The organism is Paenibacillus sp. FSL F4-0243, from assembly GCF_037963295.1.
Lineage (GTDB): Bacteria > Bacillota > Bacilli > Paenibacillales > Paenibacillaceae > Paenibacillus_AQ.
Map to the genome: position 1 here is coordinate 2,550,622 of NZ_CP150151.1, position 21,447 is coordinate 2,572,068.

Sequence of the window (21,447 nt, forward strand, 5' to 3'; positions counted from 1 at the left end):
AGTTCAAAGAAGGGTTTATACAATTGCGAGGCGTCGATAAGTGGCAATGTCAGCTTTTTTTGCCGTATTTTCCAGGTGGAATGCCCGTGATGTTCTTGAAAGTACGTATGAAATTGGCATAGTCATTGAAGCCGGATAGATAACAGGTTTCGGATACGGAGTTTCCGGAGGATAGGAGCTGTTTGGATAAAGCGATTTTTTTAAGCAGGACGTACCGGTAGATCGTTCCTCCTGTCTGCTGCTTGAACAGGTGACTAAGATAATATTTATCGATGTTTAATTCACCAGCGATCTGCTCTAGCGACAGATTCAGATGCAGATGGTTATCGATATAGCGCATGGCCGATTGAATATGCGATGAAATAATACTGGGTATGGTGGAACTAGTACGGCTATATAGCTCATTAATGAGGACCAGAATCTGGATCAGATAAGTTAAAGCCAGAACCTCACTGCCGTATTGAGGATTCTCCAAAATTGCAATCAGGCGATAGGCAAGGGTCATGTACTCTGCAAGCAGTGTTTCATCCATTTGAGCGAGATTCTGCTCTCCGGGCTGACGGTTCTGGAAACAGGCGAGCAGATTTGTGGTTGCGGTGCAGAAGGGATATACAAGTGGAGCTTTGAAATGAATTGTTAATCGTTCGTAAGGCTCCGGAGATAGATTAATGATTTTATGAATCTCGTGATTGTTGAATAAGAGCACATTGCCACGTTGAAGCGGATAGCTGTACTGATCCACAAATCCGTTCACCGTGCCCCCTAAAAATAGGAAGATTTCAAAGTGATCATGAATATGAAAATCTTTGGTGGGTGAGATCGGTGAATTGCCGATGCCCGCCAGTATGTCGCCTTCGAACGGCTGATAATACTGGGCATGTTTCATCCGGATAACCCCTTTCAGATTAATAGCAACAAACGCAATAAATAATCATTAATCGCAAAGACATTGCAATAATACAACACTAAACTATAGAAGAAGATTACGCAATAAGCCAAGTATATAGCTGGTCTGAATATGAGTAGGACGGATCTGCATCTGCTGAATAGACGCAATTGAAAGGGTGGATGGTGTATGAATAGTACGAAACACCGCAAATATTGGCTGGATACGATGCTACAGATCGGGAACCCAGTACTTGACGCCTTGTCGCAAAGAAAATTAAAGGAACGGCTGCCCACCGAGTTTCATAGTGACAGGAGCAAGTTTGCGCATTTGGAGGCATTCGCCAGGCTGGCCTGTGGAATGGCCCCATGGCTAGAGCTAGAAGGGCTGGAGGGTGAAGAAGAAGAGCTCAGGGCTCGTTATGTCCTATTGATGCTGGAATGCATCGATGCCGCTGTTGATCCATCATCACCTGACTATATGGATTTTAAGTCCGAAGGCCAACCGTTGGTCGATGCGGCATTCCTCGCTCACGCGTTGGTGCGTGCACCGAAGCAGCTTGCCGGGCGGCTGAATGAGCGGGTCAAAGGTAATTTAATAACAGCTTTGAAGCGAACACGCCGGACTGCACCCAGCGGGAGCAATTGGCTGCTGTTTAGCGCAATGGTTGAAGCAGCTTTGTATATACTCGGCGATTCAGAATATGACCGGATGCGTGTTGGTTATGCGATCCACATGTTCATGGATTGGTATAAAGGCGATGGTATCTACGGGGATGGCAAGGACTTTCACTGGGATCATTACAATAGCTTTGTCATTCAGCCGATGCTTGTGGATGTGGTTACACTTTTTGAACGGGACTCGGAGCAATACTCCGTATTGAGGCCATTGATTCTGGAGCGGGCACAAAGATACGCAACTGTTCTGGAACGGATGATTGCGCCGGACGGAACGTATCCGTTTATCGGGCGCTCTATCGTTTACCGTTTTGGTGCGTTTCAGCTGCTATCACAAGCGGCGCTACAGCATTTTCTGGAGGATGCGCTATCACCCGCACAGGTACGCTGCGCCTTGACCGCTGTAATCACACGGACTATGGGATTTCCAGGGACGCTGGATGAGGACGGGTGGCTACGTCCGGGGGTGTATGGTTACCAGCCCGAGCTTGCGGAGAGCTATATCAATACGGGAAGTCTCTATTTATGCGCTTCAGTATTTCTTCCTCTGGGGTTACTTCCTTCAGATCCTTTCTGGGCAGGGACAGAACTGAAATGGACAGCACAAAGAATTGCAGCCGGAGAGGATGTTATGAGAGATCATGCCTTAAGTAGATAGGGGGATCTGATCTAATCGGTCAAAGGGAGGGGAAAAGCATGAACAGACAGGAGCTTTTCGGAATTGTCCAAGAAATGAAGCCAGCAGATCTGAGCTTGTATTATGCTGATGGAGAGTCGGATGCTTTTTGGAAACAAGCCTTATTATCCGAGACATTAAAGGAAGATATCAGCCAAATCCGCGAGGAGGCTCAAAGATTAGACAGCCAGTCTATATCAGAGCTGACGGATACGCTATTTTCAATTTTTGCGCGCACAGGTTCGAGGTTGGAATATGAACGGGTCTATTTCGAACGGAGAAGAAGGCTGAATACATATGTATTTATGACCTTGCTTGAGCCGGATAATGTCAGACTTCTGGAGAACCTGGAAAATATCCTATGGTCTATATGCGAAGAGTACACATGGTGCCTGCCAGCCCATCTTCCTGCAGATCATAATACAGAGAATATTGATCAGTTTATTGATCTGTTCTCCTCGGAGACCGCTTTTACCCTTGCCGAAATTTCTCTATTACTGGGAGAACGACTTCCGCTGCTTCTTCGATCCCGAATCAGACATGAAGTAGAAAAGAGAATATTTCGACCTTTTATTGAATGTGGTCCTTATGAATGGGAGACTGCACGTCATAACTGGGCAGCAGTGTGCGCAGGGTCGATCGGGGCAGCCGCCTTATTGATATTGGATGATCCTGCTGCGCTGACGAATATCCTGCTGAAGACAGAGCGCAGCATGAGCTACTATCTGGAAGGCTTCGGGGATGATGGGGCCTGCCTGGAAGGTCTGAGTTACTGGAACTACGGATTTGGCTATTTCACGTATTACAGCGATCTTCTCCGGGTTAGAAGTGAAGGAAGAGTAGACTGGTTTGCAACGGACAAAGTGCGAAGTATCGCTCAGTTCCAACAGAAAATTTTCATCGGTGGCAATTTTGTCGCCAATTTCTCTGACTCAGAGCCTCGAATTCACATACATATGGGCTTGTCCCATTATTTAGCTGATACCTATCCAGAAGTAGAATGTCCTCCGCCTGTGCTTCGCACTCCTTACGCTAAGGATCACTGCAGCCGCTGGGCTCCGGCTTTTCGAAATCTCATCTGGAGAAGGACCGGCGATGAGAAACAGGATCAGGATAGGGGAGCCGCCAGTTATTATCTTCCTGATGCGGGATGGCTTGTCTCGCGTTATCAGTCCGGAGGAAGTTCGTTCGGTTTTGCGGCTAAGGGAGGGCATAACGCTGAACCTCATAATCATAATGATCTGGGACAGTTCATTCTGTCAGGTGGAGGCGAAATCTATGCAGCTGATCTCGGCTGTGGAGAGTATACGGCTGAATATTTTGGGGCTGGCCGTTATCAATATGATTGTAACGGCTCGCAGGGACATTCGGTTCCGATCATCGGCGGCCAGTATCAACTGGCTGGCAGGAAGCATAGTGCTACAGTTCTGTACGCGTCGGCTGCGGTTGAAAAAGATGAACTGAAGCTGGAGCTGTCTCAGGCATACGAAGTGGAAGAGCTTCAATCCCTGATCCGCTCTATGGTTTGGTACAAGGGGCAGCATCCTCGCTTGGAGTTAATGGACGAGTACCAGTATAACGGTAAGTCAGTGAGTTGGACAGAGCGGTTCGTTACCTTGCGTCGTCCGAAAATGCTGCGTGCTGGTGTTGTGCTGCTGCCCGGAACTGGAGTAGGCGGAGTGGAACTGACTTATGATGTTCAGATCGTTGAGCCAGAGATTACTGCACGTGAGTACCGGGATCATTTTGGCAGGGATACGGTCTGGCATACGCTAGACTTTCATGCTCTTAAGCCCGGTTCTGAAGGAAAATTAGTATTCACCTTTCAATTTATATAAATGATGAAAGAAATAGTGGACCATTCTAAGAAGGCGGTGTTTGAAATGAATATAACGGAAAACCCAACTTGGCTGGATGAAGCTTGGAACAAGGCACTTGAAAAGACAAGATGTAACAGTGGAAAGATCGGTGCAGAATTTCCACACGCGAGTCAAGGTGGTAAATACTTGCTTGAAGCACCGAACTGGTGGACAGCAGGGTTCTGGCCGGGAATGCTCTGGCAGTTTTATTCTGAAAGTGGGGACGAAAGCCTTAAAATGATCGCGGAGCGCTGCGAAGAGAGACTCGACGAGGTACTGGACGGCTACGATAAGCTGGATCACGATTTAGGCTTCATGTGGATTCTTACCAGTGTGGCAAATTATAAGTTAACGGGTAGCGAAGCGTCGCGAATTCGGGCATTAAAGGCAGCTAACTACCTGGCAGCCCGCTTCAATCTGAAAGGACATTATATTCGGGCTTGGAATCCATGGAGTGAAGGGGAGGACAATAGCGGAGTTGCTATTATCGACTGCTGCATGAACACCAGCCTGTTGTTCTGGGCTTCCGAGACAACAAGTGATCCCCGCTATCGTCATATCGCAGAGGCGCATATGGATACTGTGCTGGAGCATTTTATCCGACCGGACGGCTCCGTGTACCACATCGTCAAATTCAACCCGGAGACGGGTGAAGTGGTGGAGAAGCTTGGTGGGCAAGGCTTTGCGCCCGAATCGGCTTGGTCACGCGGCACGGCTTGGGCTATTTACGGCCTAGCGCTTGCCTATCATCATACGGGAAAGCAAAGCTACTTGGATGCATCCAAGCAGGTAGCGCATTTCTTCTTGACCCGACTTCCGGATGATCACGTTCCACATTGGGATTTCCGCGCTCCCGGTGAAGTCGGCGAGATACGTGATAGCTCCGCTGGTTCCTGCGCAGCGAGTGGATTGCTGCTGCTAGCCGACCAGGTGGATGATTCGGAGTCCCATGTGTACCGGAACGGGGCTATAAGAATAGTGGAATCTCTCTACAGGAATTATGGCAGTTGGGACAATGCGGACGAGGAAGGGTTGCTGCTTCATGGTACAAGTAACTACCCTGAGAACCGGAATATAGATGTTCCTCTTATCTACGGTGATTTTTTCTATGTCGAAGCACTGGCTCGGCTAAAAGCAGCAGGACCCTTCTATTGGGAATAGGGGGGATTATGATGAACAATGAGAAATCTTTTTCTCGTATTGGCGATAATCCGCTAAAGACCCGTGAGGATCTGGTGATCGCTCTTGAGCAGCTTACGGATCCACTTCGGCCGTTCTACAGCAAAGGTGGCTCACGACTTAAAATTGGCAAAACAGGGGCGAGCTATTCGGCAGGAACTGCTGAAATGGAAGGTTTCTCACGGGTGTTGTGGGGTTTGGTACCCCTGCTCATTGGTGGTGGAGACAGCGAACTCTGGGACATCGTGCTGGATGGCATTCGGCATGGCACCGATCCTTCTAATGAAGAATATTGGGGAGAGGTGAAGGACTACGATCAGCGTTTGGTCGAAATGGCGGTCTTCGGCTTCGCATTGGCAGCCATTCCGGAACAGATTTGGTTGCCGCTTGCTCCGAATGAGCAGGATCAATTATACCGTTGGCTGAATCAAATAAACGCCCATCCTTGCTATGATTGCAATTGGCTGTTCTTTAACGTTCTAGTCAATATCGGATTCCGCAAAATCGGTCGTCCCTACGACGCAGGACAACTGGAGAGCAATTTAAAGCGCATGGATGATTTCTATTTGGGAGAGGGCTGGTACAGCGACGGGATTAATGGTCACAGCGATTATTACGTACCTTTTGCTATTCATTACTACGCACTGCTGTACGCAAAGCTGATGGAACAGGAAGACCCTGAACGTTCCCGTGTGTTCAAAGAACGGGCTCGATTGTTTGCTGTCGATTTCATCGGCTGGTTCGCACCCGACGGTTCCGCACTTCCTTATGGACGTAGCTTGACTTACCGCTTTGCCCAGTCGGCATTTTGGAGCGCCGTTGCCTACGCAGATGTTGAAGGATTTCCCGCAGGCGTGGTGAAAGGTCTAGTGCTGCGAAATCTGCGTTGGTGGTTCAGCCAGCCGATTGTTGACGCCGATGGCGTACTGACCATCGGATATACTTACCCGAATCTGGTCATGGCGGAGAATTACAATGCCCCCGGATCTCCGTATTGGGCGTTAAAGACTTTCTTGCCGCTGGCTCTAGGGGTGGATCATCCGTTCTGGAAGGAAGAGGAACTGCCGCTACCGTCCATTCCGGCTGTCATGGTTCAGAAGCCTGCACATCTTGTCATCGTCCGCGATTCCGTTTCCGGTCATGTGGCAGCCTTCAACAGCGGACATTTATACACGAATGAACATACCCACACCTCGGCCAAATACGAAAAATTCGTGTATTCAACAGGCTTCGGCTTCAGCGTGCCCCGCTCCGAATGGGGGCTCTCCCAAGGAGCGTTCGACGCTATGCTTGCGCTGAGCGAGCGCGGAGACAACTTATACCGGGTACGACGCCAGAATATAGAGTCTGAGATGATAGACAACGTCCTACGTTCCGTCTGGAAACCGTGGGCCAATGTCGAGGTTCAGACTTGGGTTGTCGCCGGACTTCCTTGGCATATTCGGATTCATCGAGTCGAAACTGGACGGTCGCTGGATACCGCAGAGGGTGGATTCGCACTTGGCCAAGAGAATGAAATGATATCGAAGATCGATGTGGCTGGTGCGATGGCCTCCACTGCTTGGGGAACCAGCGCAATCAAGGATTTGCTAGGTTGTCGGAAGGGTGAGCTGGTCTGGCCGAACGCCAATACGAACCTGCTTCACCCTCGAACGGTGCTGCCGATGCTGACGAGCACCCTTGAGCCGGGAATTCATTGGCACGCTTCGGCCGTCTATGGTTGTCCCTCAGAGGGGGCTTTGGATATTCAGGCTGATCAAGCTGATGAGGTCCTCAAGCATTCACCTGAGCAAGATTTGAAAGTTAAGTTCAGCGAGGGAACGTTAACCATTGTCACTCATTTTGGGAGAGAAATCGTTCTTAATATATAATGAGTTTGTTGAATATTTCTCACACTAATTGAAAAGTCACAATAATAGCCCTGATGCAGAACTACTGCACTAGGGCTATTGTTTTTATGTGGATTTTTATGATTTTATCTTTTAATTATTGAGTTTTTTATCAAATGTTTTCTTAGATGGACAATTATGCTATAGTACTCTATCTAGTCATTTACAGAAGTATTGATTTATCAGACGATGAATAAACTGACTTTTGGCAAAACTAGAAATACCGACATCTATAGAAAGATAAGAAAGGCAGGAACTCCTTATGGACAACGGCAGTCTGGTCACGTGGATACTTTCATTTGTTATGATTATAAACATATTGCTCTCTGCTGGTTTTTTATTTTTTGAGAGGAGAGATATTGGTTATACGTGGGCGTGGCTTATGGTTTTTTATTTCATTCCCATTTTGGGCTTTATTATTTATCTCTTTCTTGGTCGTAATTTAGCAAAAAAGAATTTCTTTGGCCTTTCAGCTGAAGAAAGTAAATATCTACAATCAACTGTAGATCATCAATTGGCTACATTAAAGGATCAACGCGAGAATCAGAACGCTTTGTTAACGAAATATGCTGATTTAATTCATATGAACCTTGTTTCATCGAATGCGCTAATGACAACAGATAACGAGATAGCTATTTTTAACGATGGTAAACAAAAGTTTGACTCTTTATTTAATGATATTAGAAATGCCAAAAAAGAGGTCAACATTCAATATTACATCATCCAGCCTGATGATTTAGGGACAAAATTAAGAGATGAATTAACTAAAAAAGCCAAAGAAGGCGTAAAAGTGCGGGTTCTCTATGACGAAATCGGCTCCAAGAGACTTTCTCTTAAGTTCTTTAAAGAACTACTTTCTGCTGGTGGAGAAGTAGAGGTATTCTTTCCATCACTGCTTAGACCGATAAATTTTCGAATGAATAATCGAAATCATAGAAAACTATGTATCATCGATGGGGAAATTGCTTATATTGGTGGATTTAATGTGGGAAATGAATACTTAGGGATAGATAAAAAGTTTGGATATTGGCGGGATACACATTTTAGAATGAAGGGTGGTTCCGTTAATCAAATTCAAGGCAGGTTTCTTCTGGATTGGAAACATGCCCGGAAACACGAGCAGGTAAGCTTCGATCAATTTTCCTTTACTACTGGAGGTCATGCCGGATCAAGTCCCGCTCAAATTGTGTCTAGTGGTCCTAACTCGCTAGTTGAGCATCTGAAAAATATGTATATTAAGCTGATCTTGAACGCCAAACGGAGTGTGTATATTCAGACGCCATACTTCATTCCAGATAGCAGTTTTATGGATGCATGTAAAATTGCACTCCTATCCGGTGTGGATGTACGGATTATGATTCCAAATAAGCCTGATCACCCTTTTGTATACTGGGCAACTTGGGCGTATGCAGGTGAATTATTGAATTATGGAGCGAAAATTCTGTTATATGAAAATGGTTTCTTGCATGCCAAGACGATTGTGGTAGATGAAGAAGTAGCGTCCGTAGGGACAATGAACATTGATTCCCGGAGCTTTAGACTCAATTTCGAAGTTAATGCAATTGTTTATGATGAGCAAGTTGCTAAACAGCTTCAAGAATTGTTTCAGGAAGATAGCCAGTTAAGTACAGAGCTTACCCCTGAGCGTTATAGAGAAAGATCCCTTATAATCAAATTTAAAGAGGGGATTTCTCGTCTTTTTTCGTCTATCCTCTGAATACACAGACCCTATACTCCGTACAAAAAGCGAGCTGTGGACTTGTAAATTCACAGTTCGCCGCGGCACATGGATTCTACTATGCTTCACACGACACCCTGTTTTGATTTCATGCACTTAAGATTGTATGTGCGACCGTATACTTTTGCATATCTGACAATTCGGTCAATCATACGGGTGTCTTTCAGCTTAGTAAACGGGCACGGATCAGGAGCCGTATTCACTTCCAAGATCCATGGCTTGAGACGTTGATCTAAGGCAATATCTACACCGATTTCCTGAAGGCCGGGATAGACAGTGCTAAGCTGTCTGGCGGATTTCACTCCAATTTGCTTCAGGGATCGGATCAATATTGTACAATTCTCTGTGTTTGTGTAGGCTTTCAATAATTCCTCAACCGGATAAATTGTTCCTCCTTGACTCCCGTTTGTAACTACTTTGCGAGGATGCGCCACGCGTCCTGCAACCCCTGTTGCTTCCCACCCACCTTTAGAATTTCGCTGCACCATCACCCGGATATCGAATGGGCGGCCATCGTACACCAACAGCCTGATCCCCTTTTGAACTAAATAGGACTTCCCTTGGGCTTCTCGTAAGAGGGCCCGATATGCCGCGTCGTAATTAGAGAATTTGTGTACGTGGGTACCGGACTGATAGCTGTATTGTGCACGAGTATGTTCAACCCGTATCACGCCCTGTCCTAAAGATCCGCAGCAAGGCTTAATGTACACCATCTTATATTTTTGTAGCATTTCATAGAGAGTGTTCTTATCCATTTTTTTTGTGAGCGGGACATGTTTATTTAACTCTTGATTTCTAACCAGCACCCTTGTCTTCGTCAGCTTATTGGATATACGACTTATCTGCTTCATCATTTTGTCCCTCCGTCTCAAAAGATCCATAGGCTATATTACGGAAATGCCTCAGCTTTTGATTGGGCAACCACCGAATCGTAGAACACACTGAAAGAACTCTACATATGATTATGGTAGGTATTTATCTATGGGCTGCAGCTTGCGGTCAACAGGAGGCGGCCATCATGCTGCTCGACAAAGACAAATTGCAGGATAAGTTACTTGAAGTAATTGAGGCATTTCCCTGGTATAAGGGGCTGATCGGCGGCGAAAGAGCGAATCCTAGCTTAGAGACGCTTCCGCTTATGACGTCGACAACACTAGATACTTATTATTATAATCAACCTTTTGATCCTTCTTTGACCGTATATAGGACGTCGGGTACAAGCACTGGCCGTCGAAAAGCTATACTTTACTCTAAGGAAGACGATAAGAACTATATAGATATTAAAACGAAGCTGTACGGTGATCTTATTGCGGGAAGCGGATGTGTTAGCGCTTTGGCGGATATGGGTACTGGGCATGCGGCGAACACTGCACTGTCCATTTTTGAGCGGTTAGGATTGGAACATCATTCAATTCCCTTCGAATTGCCGATCGAGCAGCATATTGAACAGCTTCAAACCTTCAAGCCTGACTTACTCTACACAATGCCTTCCATCCTTGATCATATCGTACATGCTACTAGAGATCCGCGGGCTTTTGGAATCCGAAAGATTATTTTGGTTGGGGAAATCGCCTCATTAGGTTGGCAGCGGAATATGGCCCGTCTGTTCGGTCTTGAACCGCGCGACATCATTGATACGTATGGCTCTATTGAAATAGGCACGATTGCTTATTATTCACATGATCTTGGCAGGTATATTTTTGCTGATGGGATTTTTGCGGAAGGGGTCGGGGCGCAGGAGATTGGCGAAGAACTAAGTCCGCTTAGTAATGATGAAAGTGTTCTTGTTCTTACCTCCATGGTTCGCAAAATGCTGCCAGCTATTCGTTTCGTTACCTATGATGTTGTAAGGGACTTTAGGTCTGTGATGATAGATGGTGTGGAGAAGCAGAGCTTTAGTTCCATCGTCAAACGGGTGGGTCGGGAGCTGAAGCACGGGGAGAAAATAAGCCTGTACGATATCGAACAGGTCGTATACCGACATCTTGAAGATGCGATCATTCGGGTCAAAGTGAGGAAGAATGCGCTGACCGTTTATATCAAAAGTAAATCTGCGGATAACACCATTGTCCCGAAGATCAAAGAGGAAATTAGGGAATGCATTCCGGAAATCGGCATGATGATTCGAAACCATCTGCTGGACGATATTGAGGTCATTATAGTAGGCAAAGACGAGCCGATGGACAGCGGAAAGGTTAAGAACAAAAAGCTATATTACCAGAAAGATAAAGTTCGCGCAGAGATGGCCTTCACTGACGGTATTTTGTCGACTATCGGAAATACACCCTTAATCAAGCTGAAGAGCTTGTTCTATAAAAGTGAGTTTGACGTCTATGCAAAAATGGAGCTGATGAACCCGGGGGGAAGCGCCAAAGATCGTCCCGCCCTGCGGATGATCCAAGAGGCATGGAAGGAAGGAACAATAGGCCCGGGAACCACCATCATTGAATCGAGCTCTGGTAATATGGCGATCAGCTTGGCCATGATTTGTAAGTATTTGGGGATGCGTTTTATCAGCGTTATTGATCCAAGAACTACGGAAACGAATCTGCAAATTCTGAAGGCGTTGGATGCTAAAATCGACTATGTCGCCAATCCCGATCCCGTAACAGGAGAGTTTCTTCCTGCTAGACTGAAACGTGTGCAGCAGTTATTGGCGGAAATACCGGGCAGCTACTGGCCGAATCAGTATGCAAACGCAAATAATTATTTAGCTCACTACCATACGACAATGAAAGAAATCGTGACTGTTCTTGAACGAGTGGATTATTTATTTTGCAGCGTTAGTACATGCGGAACCATACGGGGTCTTGCGGAATACGCAAGAGATCACGGACTTCGGACCAAGATCGTGGCTGTTGATGCAGAGGGAAGCGCGATTTTTGGCGGAAATAAGAGTACACGGCGCTTCCCGGGACTTGGTGCCGGCATCGTGCCACCTTTCTGCAGAACAGATATAATCGACCATATCGTGCATGTCTCGGATTCGGATATCGTAAAAGGTTGCCGGATGTTGGCACAGAACGAATCCATCCTGGCTGGCGCATCCTCCGGGGGAATCATTGCCGCCGTTAAGCAGATGGAGCCAGAATTGACTCCGGGAGCTGTCTGCGCAGTCATTCTGCATGATAAGGGAGAGCGTTACCTCGATACCGTATATTCTGACTCATGGATTCAGAACCAATTCGGTCAGGAGCTGTTGGCTGAATGTGATGATCTCCCTGAGATGTAAGAAACGATATGTTTCATAAGGAGGTGACGGTATGTTGTACTTAAATGATCGAGATATACGGGCAGTAGGTGTTGATTGGCCTATTCTTGTGGAGTCGGTAGAGACTGCTGTGGGTATCATCGATTCAGGTGATTATGTGCAGCCGATAAAGCCTTACCTAAGGTATAAGAGTCCACAAAACCGGATTATTGCAATGCCCGCTTACGTAGGGGGAGAGGTGAACGCGGCAGGGATAAAGTGGATTTCTAGCTTCCCAGATAATATTGAGGCTGATCTTCCTCGCGCGCATAGCATCATTGTATTGAATGAACCAAGTACAGGCCAGCCTTCAGCCGTCTTGAACTCTCCGCTTCCCAGTATTATTAGGACGGCTTCCATCAGCGGACTGATGATTCGTTACTTTTTGCTGGCGCGTTCAGTGGAGCGGATTCATCTAGGCATTATCGGCTGGGGACCGATTGGGCAGGTTCATTGTCAAATGGTTACGGCTTTGTACGGGGATCGAGTCGAACGTATCCGGATTTTCGATATCAAGGGAGTAGACTTATCAGGAATCTCATCTCTCTATAGAGATAGGATGGAAGTGGCTGAGACGTGGGCGGACGTTTATCAGCATTCGAATATCTTTATTACTTGTACTGTATCCGAACATCGGTATATCGATCTGTATCCTGAAAAAGGTAGTCTTCTGTTGAATGTTTCACTGCGCGATTATAAGCCGGAGGCGTTAGCTTCGTTAAAAGCCATTATCGTCGACGATTGGGATGAAGTGTGCCGTGAGAATACGGATATTGAGCAGCTTCATTTGGAGCAGGGGCTCACTCGTGCTGACACCCAGATGATTACCGATGTTGTCTTGCGCCATAGCCTAGATGAATTCGGCGAAGATGAACCGATCTTCTTTTGCCCGATGGGGATGGCCGTCTTTGATATCGCTACAGCGGTGTATTACGTAAACAAGGCGAGGGAAAAAGGGATAGGGACCGAGCTGGAGTAAGGAGAGCAAGAATGAGAGCAATTCTGTCCATATAACAGCGATAACCCGCTTATTGAGCGGGTTTTTCATTATGTTATGCATCATAGGTATCTTTTATAAATTGAATAAAATGTGCAGTGGCCGAGCTGAATAAATTATTTTTTTTCCAAGCCAAAACATGACTTGTAGTTCGTTCAGGTTCAAATGGAACAAAACAGGTACGTTCACTTTCCCGGATAGAATATGAGCCACTCACACAAATGGCATAGCCAAGCTTTCGTTCTACTAGAAGCATGGCGTTTGTCAAAAGATTATGTGAGGCAAAGATACGAAGACTCTCATTCTCGACCCCAAGCCAGCTTGCAATCTCATTTTGCACAATGGTACGTCGAGGTAGGATTAGCGGTAAAGTAAGAATATCCTGAATACCAATAGAAGACTTCTGGGCGAGAAGATCATCTCGTCGCATCAGAATTCCCCACTGTTCCTGATAAGGCAAGCGAATATAATCATATTTAGCGGCTTCAATGGGCTCTAATAATATACCTATGTCAATATTACCTCGGTCCAGCTTCTCCCGAATATCATCCCCATCCGCACTATACAATTCATATTGTACCCTAGGGTGTCGATTGGAAAATCCCTCTAATAACTCCGGCAACGCCCTGGATACGGTGGACTCCACACATCCGATAGAAACTACTCCACCAAGCAAATCTTTTTGTTCTGCCAAATCTCTTTCTGTTTTATCTAGTAGTGAAACGATCTCTTTTACTCGCTGTTGAAACAGAAGTCCACTGTCTGTTAGAGTAATCTGCCGTTTTCCCCGAATAAACAAGCGGGTATCCAATTCTTCTTCCAGATCCATTAGCTGTCTGCTTAGAGTGGGCTGGGTAATGTGGAGGATTTCTGCTGCTTTTGTTATATTGCCTATCTTAGCCACTGTTAAAAAATATCTGAGAACACGAACATCCATGATTGTTCATTCCTCCTCTGTTGTTACCTCATTTAATAATAACATCTAGAATTCCCAGATTAAACGATACGTATTAAGCATGATACGTAATTCATCATAGGCATTAGATATTTATTGCTTTAGAAACTACCATGGAAGTATGAGTTCTGTGACTTAAAACGACTACAAAATGGAGTTATACAAATGAGCAAACTAGAAACTGCAATTACGAAACCATTATTATTTTCCAATCTACAACTAAAGAAATTATTTCTCCCCTTAATGATAGAGCAATTATTAGAAGCTATGATGGGATTGGTGAATTCTGTCATGGTAGCCTCTGTTGGGGAGTCAGCAGTATCGGGTGTATCTTTAGTAGAAATGGTGATGTTACTGTTGATTAGTATATTTGCAGCGCTCGCTACTGGAGGTACTGTAATTGTGGGTCAATATCTTGGAAGTAAGCGGGAGAATCAGGCTAGAGAAGCAGCGAATCAATTAGTTTGGTTTGTTGGTAGTGTGGGGCTAGTGATTATGGTTTTGATTTATTTACTGAAAGGATTTATTTTACATGGTTTATTTGGAACGATTACAACTGAAGTGTATGGACACGCGAATACTTATTTATTAATTGTTGGGGTTTCAGTTCCTTTTTTAGCGCTTTATAATGCAGGTGCAGCCGTATTCAGAACGATGGGGAACTCCAAACTACCTATGCAAATAATGTTGGTTGTGAACCTTGTGAATATAGCAGGGAATGCCTTGATGGTATATGGACTTGACATGGGAACGGCAGGTATCGCTATTCCAACGTTATTTTCCAGAATGGGGGCTGCAGTTTGTATTCTTGTTCTAGTATCTAATCCAAAGAATCTCTTATCTTTGAAAAAGACCTTGCGGCATAAATTTGATGGCAAGATGATCAAGCAGATGATGAGAATTGGTGTACCTTATGGAATGGAAAATGGAATGTTTTATATTGGACGGTTATTGATATTGAGTTTAGTCTCCACATTTGGAACAGCGGCTATTGCAGCAAATTCAGTTGGCAGTACGATCGCTTCCTTGCAAGCGTTACCTGGAATGGCTATTGGATTAGGAATGTCTGTTGTGATTTCGAGATGTGTGGGTGCTGGCGAGTATGCTCAGGCTAGGTATTATACAAGGAAGATTATTGGCATGATCTATGTGGCACAGATCGTTAGTTCTGTTGTAAGTCTAGCTTTGTTTCCAAGCCTACTACGTATGTATCATTTTTCAGAGGAAGCGGAGCAATGGGCAACCATGATCGTATGGAGCCATGCGATCGTCATGATGCTGATCTGGCCTTTTGGAAATGCACTGCCAAGTGTTTTTCGGGCGGCAGGAGATGCGAAATTTCCTATGGTCGTAAGCATGATTACTATGATTTGTTGTAGAATTGCGTTCGCTTATGCACTAGTATATTGGTTTCATATGGATATGTTTGCAACGTGGATTGCAGTCTATTGTGATTGGTTGATTAAAGCAGCATTGTTTATTTGGCGGTATATTAGTGGGAAATGGACAAAATTCCAAGCGATACAATAAAGACAGCCCTGATGAAGAATACATCGGGGCTGTCTTGCAACTGGTGCAACTGATTAAAGGGTATAACCGAAGCCAAGTATAGTAAAACACTTATCCTGATCTTCGGGCACCATTTTGATTTCTATCTGATGCTCACTGCTAGCTTCGTTTTGATATAGAATTACCGGATTGCAATGTGTCCAGTTGTTCACGTGAGGATCAGCAGTAACTGCAAGGCTGCCGTCTACGAAGATATCCGCCTTGCCGAATTCGCTGCTGCCGGAATCCTTGTATATGAGGATGAGATTTTTACTCGTTATTGTCAGCTTGAAGCTTTCTTCTCCAGACGCTCTTGAATGCATCCAATTATGAGGGAATTCCGGAGTACCGTGAGAGTCAGCATCCATTTCTACCCGCTGCAAATCGGTATCGATCCCCGAAAATCCACCTACTTCGATCTTACCTGCGTCAATATAGTTTTTTCGATCCAGCAGGAGGGTTCCTGTAAAATCATTCCCGATAACCGGTCGTTGATCCAATAAGATCTCATCTTCATTCATTAGTGATTTATGGGTTTCGGTGAATAAATAAGCGAGACAATCAGCCATTACCCGGTGCCCCTCATTTGTCGGATGATAGATATCATAGAAAAATTGCCGTTTAGAGATGATGTTGCCTTCAGCTTTACTCAGGCGGAACTGCTCGGATACGGCATCCTTTACACTAACCATAGGAAGATTATAATGGCGGCCAATGGGGGAGAGCCGATCCTGCAGGTTCCAGTCATTCATAAACACACTGAACAGAAGGATTACGGCTGGCTGATGATCGGCGGAAAGTATTTTTAAGCATAAGCTTTCAAAACAATTGCCTTTCGTTTCATCCCCTTCGTCGTTTACCGCAAATTCCACTACCACGATATCTGGTGTTACGGAACCGTCTCTAAGAATATCTCTTTCATAGCGGATGACGCCAAGCTCGGAGGGTGTTCCGCCGACCCCAGCCTTCACAAAATGGATGTTCTCGCCACCATTTGTGCCGAATAAGTCTTTAAATCTTAAATACGACTGATAGGCATAACATTCCGTGTGTATCGGCTTAGCACCGGCTCCTTGAGTAATGGAACCTCCAATATAAGCGATCGTGACTTCCTCGCCCTTTATAGCCTTATTCATGGCAGCTTTTAATCTTTTATTATTGCCAGCGTGCAGCAAGGATTGTGTAATGATCTTTTGGTACTCATTCGATTCAAAAGCAACTGGTGGTTCAAGGATTAGCTCTGGAACAGAATAACCGTCATGCAAATAAAAAATAACACTCGCAATCGCCAGTTCGCCTGCGTGATTAAATTCAAAAGCAAATTTTCCGAGCACATCATCTTCTTCAGAACCCGGATTATCTGCTAACTTCAAAATAACCTCTGAACCATCGGCGGGGCAGGGTACACGTAAATAACTGCCGGTTTCATATTTACTAGTTTTGCCCCAGTGCTGCAATAAAAAAGTGACTGGATCTTCCTGCGCGTTAGTCCTTCTCACGGATACTCCAATACTGTGGACTAATTTGCGAAATCCTGCACTGCTCCCCAGAAGCTCCAGAATTGCTTTATTTGTGACGCCGCCTATAAATTTGGTCTTATCGATCAGATAGCTGCCTTCCAGATAAACTTCTTGTGACGGTTTGCCTTCGGCTCTTGCTGTTGCTTCAATTGCTGTTTCATACAGCACAAAAAAGCCGTTTCTACGATCAGCCGGGTCCTTTGGAGCCTTCGGACCTTCAATCTGTTCGCCTGCAATGAGTTCGTTATTCTTTTCCATATGGATCATCCTCGCTTTATAAGGTTCTCTTGTTATGGATGCGCTTGCAAAGAAATGATTCTGTTACAAGGGAATACCTGTTAACAGTAACACCAAATATCTAGATTGTTCAACCAATAAACAAAGTATCATTTAATAATTACAAAAACTTGCTAGTTTACACATGGAAGTTGAAATCGCTTACTTATATAATGTGCCTAGTCATACGAAAATAGGATGCTTAAGGGGAGAATAATCATGCCTACGCAGGAATTAATCCTTGTGAAGCAGGGCAAAGCTGCTAAGATTTACGTGGATCCCAAAGGGAAGGATTATGCCGGTTTGCGCCGCGTGGCTCAGTCTTTTGCAGCAGATGTTAAACAGGTAACAGAGGTTGAACCTGAAATACATACACAATTGAAGGCATTGGATGGAACCGTTGTAATCGCTGGATCGATCGGCAGTAATGAGTTTATTGATCGTTTAATTGCGGAGGGGACAGTGGATGTGTCCGCCATCCAAGGGAAAAGGGAATGTTATAAAATTCAGGTAGTTGAAGAACCGACAGCAGGAGTGGACAAGGCGCTCGTCATTGTGGGAAGCGATAAACGCGGGACGATGTACGGGATTTATTCTATCTCTGAAAAAATTGGCGTTAGTCCGTGGAAATATTGGGCAGATGTTATACCAGAGAAAAAAGCAGATTTGATCTTACCTGATAGCCAGCTACATAGGATTTCCAAAGAACCTTCGGTTAAATACAGGGGCATTTTTTTGAATGACGACTGGCCGTCCTTGGGCTCTTGGGTAACTCAAAGATTTGGTGATTTTAATGAAGATTTCTATGACAAGGTGTTTGAACTAATTCTTCGATTAAAGGGGAATTATTTATGGCCAGCGATGTGGAGTGCCGAATTCAGCCTTAACGGTAAAAGCAATCCAATCGCCAACGCCCAGCACGCACAGGAATACGGCATTATAATGGGAACCTCCCATCATGAACCTTTATTTCGGGCAGGCAGTGAATGGCAGAAGGTATACAACCAATATGGAACAAGTAACTTATGGGACTTTGCCCGAAACAAACAGGCTATTACGGATTTCTGGGAAGATGGAATCAAACGGAATCATGATTTTGACAATTTAATTACATTAGGGATGCGGGGAGAAAGTGATTCTGCGCTGGAGGGCTCCGACCAGGAGAATATTGACCTGCTGAAGGACATCATCCTTACGCAAAAAGAATTATTAAAGAAATATAATCTTGAGCACTCACCCCAAATTCTAGCCGTATACAAGGAAGTGGAGAAGTATTGGTATGGCACTGCTGAGGTTGAAGGCTTGAAGGACTGGGAAGTCCTGAATGAGGTTACGATCCTGCTGGCAGATGATAACTTTGGCAATCTCCGCAAAATCCCAACGGAACACGAACGTGATCGAAGTGCAGGGTGGGGGATGTATTATCATTTTGACTATCATGGGGGTCCACATTCCTATGAATGGTTAAACACGATTCCGCTGGAGAAGGTTTGGGAGCAAATGTGTATGGCATTCGACTATGGCATCCGTGATGTATGGATTGTGAACGTCGGGGATTTGAAGCCTATGGAATTGCCTATTTCCTACTTTATGGAATTGGCCTATGATTTTGAAGCTTGGGGTACCGGAGCGATTAACCGGACTGAGGAATATACCAAACGATGGGTAGAGCAGCAGTTCGGATATGCACTGGAACATGAGACATGCCTGGGCATCGCGCAATTGCTGAGTGAGTATACCCGAATGAACGGCCGCCGCAAGCCGGAGATTATTTATCCGTCAACCTTCAGTCCTATCCATTACAATGAGGCACAGAGAGTGCTGAAGCAGGCGATTAGGATGGAGAATGCCGCTGACCAATACTATGCTCTTATTCCTGAATCATTAAAAGATGCGTACTACCAGCTTGTATATTTCCCTGCTGTTGCATCAGCCAATGTGCTCAAAATGCAAATATATGCTGGACTTAACGAGCTATATGCTGGACGAGGCAGTGTATTGGCCAATACCTACGCTACCCTGACTCATGAAGCCATCGATAGGGATAAACACCTGGAGCAGGTTTATAATAGCGGAATTACAGAAGGAAAATGGCAAGGAATGATGAGTTCCCCTCATGTCGGGTATGTTCACTGGAATGCAGAGGGGTGGAAATATCCAGAGGTGAGCACGTTGATTCCCGCTAAAGGTTCTATATTGATTGTTGATGTTGAAGGTACGGAGCAAGCGTATGTTGCGGGGACGGCAAAGCTTCCGGTATTTACAAATCTGCAAAAAGAAAACTATTGCATTACTATCAGCAACGGTGGAGAAGCGGGCTTTGAATATCAGGCAAGAAGTAATGTAGCTTGGATTAAGCTTGAGAAAACATCGGGTTGGATCAAGGCTGGGGAGAGCTTACAGGTTTCTGTAGATTGGGAAAAGGTTCGCGAGACATCGACGGGTGAAATTACGATCTCTGGTGCCGGAGGCACCGTTAAGGTTAGTGTAGCTGTGAACTTCACTGACATTCAGGATGTGCTAGCGATGACCTTTATCGAGACGCATAATACAGTGTCCATTGAAGCGGAGCATACCTCAAGTCGTGTTGCACAATCAGGGGTGGAATGGAAGACCATTGCTAACTATGGGCGTTCTTTATCCTCGGTTAAAATGTTTCCGGATATGGTATCTTTTGAACAGCCGGAGAATGCGCCTTATCTGGAATATCAGGTTTTAGTACAGCAGAATGCAGATTACAGCTTAACCGCGTATATTGCTCCGACAAACAACCTGTCACAGTTCAGTGGATTAAAATATGCGGTAGGCTTCGATGCACAGACGGCAGTGATTACGGATACTTTACCTACGGATTTTGCGGGCGGCAATCATGATAATGAACCGTGGTGCCGCGCGGTTATGAATAATATCCATACCGTGACCACCATTCATGCTTTAACGAAGGGGATCCATACCCTCCGCTTTTACGGATTGGATGCGGGCCTGGTCCTGCAAAAGCTTGTGTTGTCCGCTGCGGAGCTGCCGTATTCCTATTTGGGCCCAGAGGAGAGCTTCTATACTAGGGGGACGCACTAATTCATAGTTAGAGCTAATTGAAGGGCTGAATCCCCGAATGGTTCAGGGTCCTCCGTTATTTCAAGGCAGATGACGGAGGATAACCCTTGATATTTTTGAAAACATTACTGAAGTAGGCGACATCTTGATAACCACAGTGCGCTGCTACTTCGGACACATTGAAGCCACCTGCGGACAGAATCATCTCGGCATTGTTCACCCGTACTTTATTTATGAATTCCTTATAGGTGGAACCGGTGTTTTGCTTGAACAGCTTGCCAAGATATACAGGATTTAAGGTAACCAAATCAGCTAGTTCCTTGATCGCAACTTCCTCCGAATAATGATCCATAATATAGGTCATTACTTTTTGGATTCTCAGATCGATCAGAGGTGTCTCTTGATGGTGGGTTATGCTTAACAGGCGATACACAATCAGTTGAAAAATGGCTCTGGCCTTCATTTTATAAAAAGGCTGTTTGCCCATCCATACATGCGAGAAATCTTTGATGTCCGCTAGGATCTCTTTAGTTCTCCAGTTTTTAGTTACGGTCTCAAAAGGGAGCTGCACATGATTGTCCTCCCCCTGCCAGAAGAAATTAAACGCAAAAGAACGCATGGGTGCCTCCTTAAAGGTCTGCGCTTCCCGAATACTTCCGGAAGGTGCATAGAGCATATCACCAGCTTCAACCGTAAATTTCTCCCCATTAATAAAATAGTTTGATTTCCCTTCCACAATGAAGGTAAGGTCATGGAAATCAATTTTGCTCCTCGTTATCTCCCAATCCGGGAAGGATCTGCGGTCGACGAACAAAAAAACATTCGGAACTAGATTCTCATATTTGCCAATGTCCATTTCAGCCATTGCTCCTTCCATATAACTAGAGCCGCATGAATACCGATTGGTATATTATACCGATATGAAACCTATTACGAAAAGACC

Annotated in this window: 14 protein-coding genes; 9 read left to right on the forward strand and 5 right to left on the reverse strand. The window is 45.2% G+C overall.

Annotation, left to right across the window (positions count from 1 at the left end):
* Positions 1–49 precede the first annotated feature (49 nt).
* A complete protein-coding gene (locus tag NSS87_RS11135; protein WP_052404241.1) occupies positions 50–886 on the reverse strand; it encodes an AraC family transcriptional regulator in 837 nt (278 codons plus the stop codon).
* Positions 887–1,075: 189 nt separating this feature from the next.
* On the opposite strand from NSS87_RS11135, the gene NSS87_RS11140 reads away from it, so the two are divergent.
* The 5 genes from NSS87_RS11140 to cls all read left to right on the forward strand — a co-directional run bounded on the left by NSS87_RS11140 (position 1,076) and on the right by cls (position 8,883).
* On the forward strand, positions 1,076–2,221 hold the full coding sequence (locus NSS87_RS11140; RefSeq protein WP_339247062.1) for a DUF2264 domain-containing protein: 1,146 nt from the start codon (positions 1,076–1,078) through the stop codon (positions 2,219–2,221).
* Positions 2,222–2,259: 38 nt separating this feature from the next.
* The gene (locus tag NSS87_RS11145; RefSeq protein WP_339247064.1) at positions 2,260–4,077 is read left to right on the forward strand and encodes a heparinase II/III family protein; all 1,818 of its coding nucleotides are present in this window, start codon (positions 2,260–2,262) and stop codon (positions 4,075–4,077) included.
* A gap of 45 nt (positions 4,078–4,122) precedes the next feature.
* On the forward strand, positions 4,123–5,259 hold the full coding sequence (locus tag NSS87_RS11150; protein ID WP_339247066.1) for a glycoside hydrolase family 88 protein: 1,137 nt from the start codon (positions 4,123–4,125) through the stop codon (positions 5,257–5,259).
* Positions 5,260–5,267: 8 nt separating this feature from the next.
* Positions 5,268–7,148, forward strand: coding sequence for a DUF2264 domain-containing protein (locus NSS87_RS11155; protein WP_339247068.1), 1,881 nt, complete (start codon positions 5,268–5,270; stop codon positions 7,146–7,148).
* 280 nt (positions 7,149–7,428) lie between these two features.
* Positions 7,429–8,883, forward strand: coding sequence for a cardiolipin synthase (cls, locus tag NSS87_RS11160; protein WP_339247071.1), 1,455 nt, complete (start codon positions 7,429–7,431; stop codon positions 8,881–8,883).
* Positions 8,884–8,969: 86 nt separating this feature from the next.
* Here cls and NSS87_RS11165 read toward each other — a convergent pair whose 3' ends face one another.
* Positions 8,970–9,758, reverse strand: a complete 789-nt coding sequence (locus tag NSS87_RS11165) for a YheC/YheD family protein (RefSeq protein WP_339247073.1) — start codon at positions 9,756–9,758, stop codon at positions 8,970–8,972.
* 164 nt (positions 9,759–9,922) lie between these two features.
* On the opposite strand from NSS87_RS11165, the gene sbnA reads away from it, so the two are divergent.
* Both sbnA and NSS87_RS11175 read left to right on the forward strand, forming a co-directional pair.
* Positions 9,923–12,136 carry a 2,3-diaminopropionate biosynthesis protein SbnA gene (gene sbnA / locus NSS87_RS11170; RefSeq protein WP_339247075.1) on the forward strand — a complete coding sequence of 738 codons (2,214 nt, stop codon included), beginning with the start codon at positions 9,923–9,925 and terminating at the stop codon, positions 12,134–12,136.
* A gap of 31 nt (positions 12,137–12,167) precedes the next feature.
* Positions 12,168–13,133 (forward strand): 2,3-diaminopropionate biosynthesis protein SbnB, encoded by a 966-nt coding sequence (locus tag NSS87_RS11175; protein ID WP_339247076.1) that lies wholly within the window; start codon positions 12,168–12,170, stop codon positions 13,131–13,133.
* A 73-nt stretch (positions 13,134–13,206) separates the two neighbouring features.
* Here the strand turns inward: NSS87_RS11175 and NSS87_RS11180 are convergent, their stop codons facing one another.
* Positions 13,207–14,088: a LysR family transcriptional regulator gene (locus NSS87_RS11180; RefSeq protein ID WP_339247077.1), complete on the reverse strand. Its 882-nt coding sequence runs from the start codon at positions 14,086–14,088 to the stop codon at positions 13,207–13,209.
* A 183-nt stretch (positions 14,089–14,271) separates the two neighbouring features.
* Between NSS87_RS11180 and NSS87_RS11185 the strand changes: the two genes are divergently transcribed.
* Positions 14,272–15,636 (forward strand): MATE family efflux transporter, encoded by a 1,365-nt coding sequence (locus NSS87_RS11185; protein ID WP_339247080.1) that lies wholly within the window; start codon positions 14,272–14,274, stop codon positions 15,634–15,636.
* Positions 15,637–15,689: 53 nt separating this feature from the next.
* Here the strand turns inward: NSS87_RS11185 and NSS87_RS11190 are convergent, their stop codons facing one another.
* Positions 15,690–17,432, reverse strand: a complete 1,743-nt coding sequence (locus NSS87_RS11190) for an SGNH/GDSL hydrolase family protein (RefSeq protein WP_339247083.1) — start codon at positions 17,430–17,432, stop codon at positions 15,690–15,692.
* 237 nt (positions 17,433–17,669) lie between these two features.
* On the opposite strand from NSS87_RS11190, the gene NSS87_RS11195 reads away from it, so the two are divergent.
* Positions 17,670–20,525 (forward strand): glycosyl hydrolase 115 family protein, encoded by a 2,856-nt coding sequence (locus NSS87_RS11195; RefSeq protein ID WP_339247085.1) that lies wholly within the window; start codon positions 17,670–17,672, stop codon positions 20,523–20,525.
* A 55-nt stretch (positions 20,526–20,580) separates the two neighbouring features.
* Here NSS87_RS11195 and NSS87_RS11200 read toward each other — a convergent pair whose 3' ends face one another.
* On the reverse strand, positions 20,581–21,360 hold the full coding sequence (locus tag NSS87_RS11200; protein ID WP_339247087.1) for a helix-turn-helix domain-containing protein: 780 nt from the start codon (positions 21,358–21,360) through the stop codon (positions 20,581–20,583).
* Positions 21,361–21,447 lie beyond the last annotated feature (87 nt).

Bases quoted from the DNA above. Each gene is read 5' to 3' on its own strand.
- NSS87_RS11195 (WP_339247085.1), top strand. From the start codon at position 17,670: ATGCCTACGCAGGAATTAATCCTTGTGAAGCAGGGCAAAGCTGCTAAG.
- NSS87_RS11185 (WP_339247080.1), top strand. From the start codon at position 14,272: ATGAGCAAACTAGAAACTGCAATTACGAAACCATTATTATTTTCCAAT.
- NSS87_RS11200 (WP_339247087.1), bottom strand. From the start codon at position 21,360: ATGGACATTGGCAAATATGAGAATCTAGTTCCGAATGTTTTTTTGTTC.
- NSS87_RS11165 (WP_339247073.1), bottom strand. From the start codon at position 9,758: ATGATGAAGCAGATAAGTCGTATATCCAATAAGCTGACGAAGACAAGG.
- NSS87_RS11175 (WP_339247076.1), top strand. From the start codon at position 12,168: ATGTTGTACTTAAATGATCGAGATATACGGGCAGTAGGTGTTGATTGG.
- NSS87_RS11180 (WP_339247077.1), bottom strand. From the start codon at position 14,088: ATGGATGTTCGTGTTCTCAGATATTTTTTAACAGTGGCTAAGATAGGC.
- NSS87_RS11190 (WP_339247083.1), bottom strand. From the start codon at position 17,432: ATGGAAAAGAATAACGAACTCATTGCAGGCGAACAGATTGAAGGTCCG.
- NSS87_RS11150 (WP_339247066.1), top strand. From the start codon at position 4,123: ATGAATATAACGGAAAACCCAACTTGGCTGGATGAAGCTTGGAACAAG.
- NSS87_RS11145 (WP_339247064.1), top strand. From the start codon at position 2,260: ATGAACAGACAGGAGCTTTTCGGAATTGTCCAAGAAATGAAGCCAGCA.
- sbnA (WP_339247075.1), top strand. From the start codon at position 9,923: ATGCTGCTCGACAAAGACAAATTGCAGGATAAGTTACTTGAAGTAATT.
- NSS87_RS11140 (WP_339247062.1), top strand. From the start codon at position 1,076: ATGAATAGTACGAAACACCGCAAATATTGGCTGGATACGATGCTACAG.
- NSS87_RS11155 (WP_339247068.1), top strand. From the start codon at position 5,268: ATGATGAACAATGAGAAATCTTTTTCTCGTATTGGCGATAATCCGCTA.
- cls (WP_339247071.1), top strand. From the start codon at position 7,429: ATGGACAACGGCAGTCTGGTCACGTGGATACTTTCATTTGTTATGATT.
- NSS87_RS11135 (WP_052404241.1), bottom strand. From the start codon at position 886: ATGAAACATGCCCAGTATTATCAGCCGTTCGAAGGCGACATACTGGCG.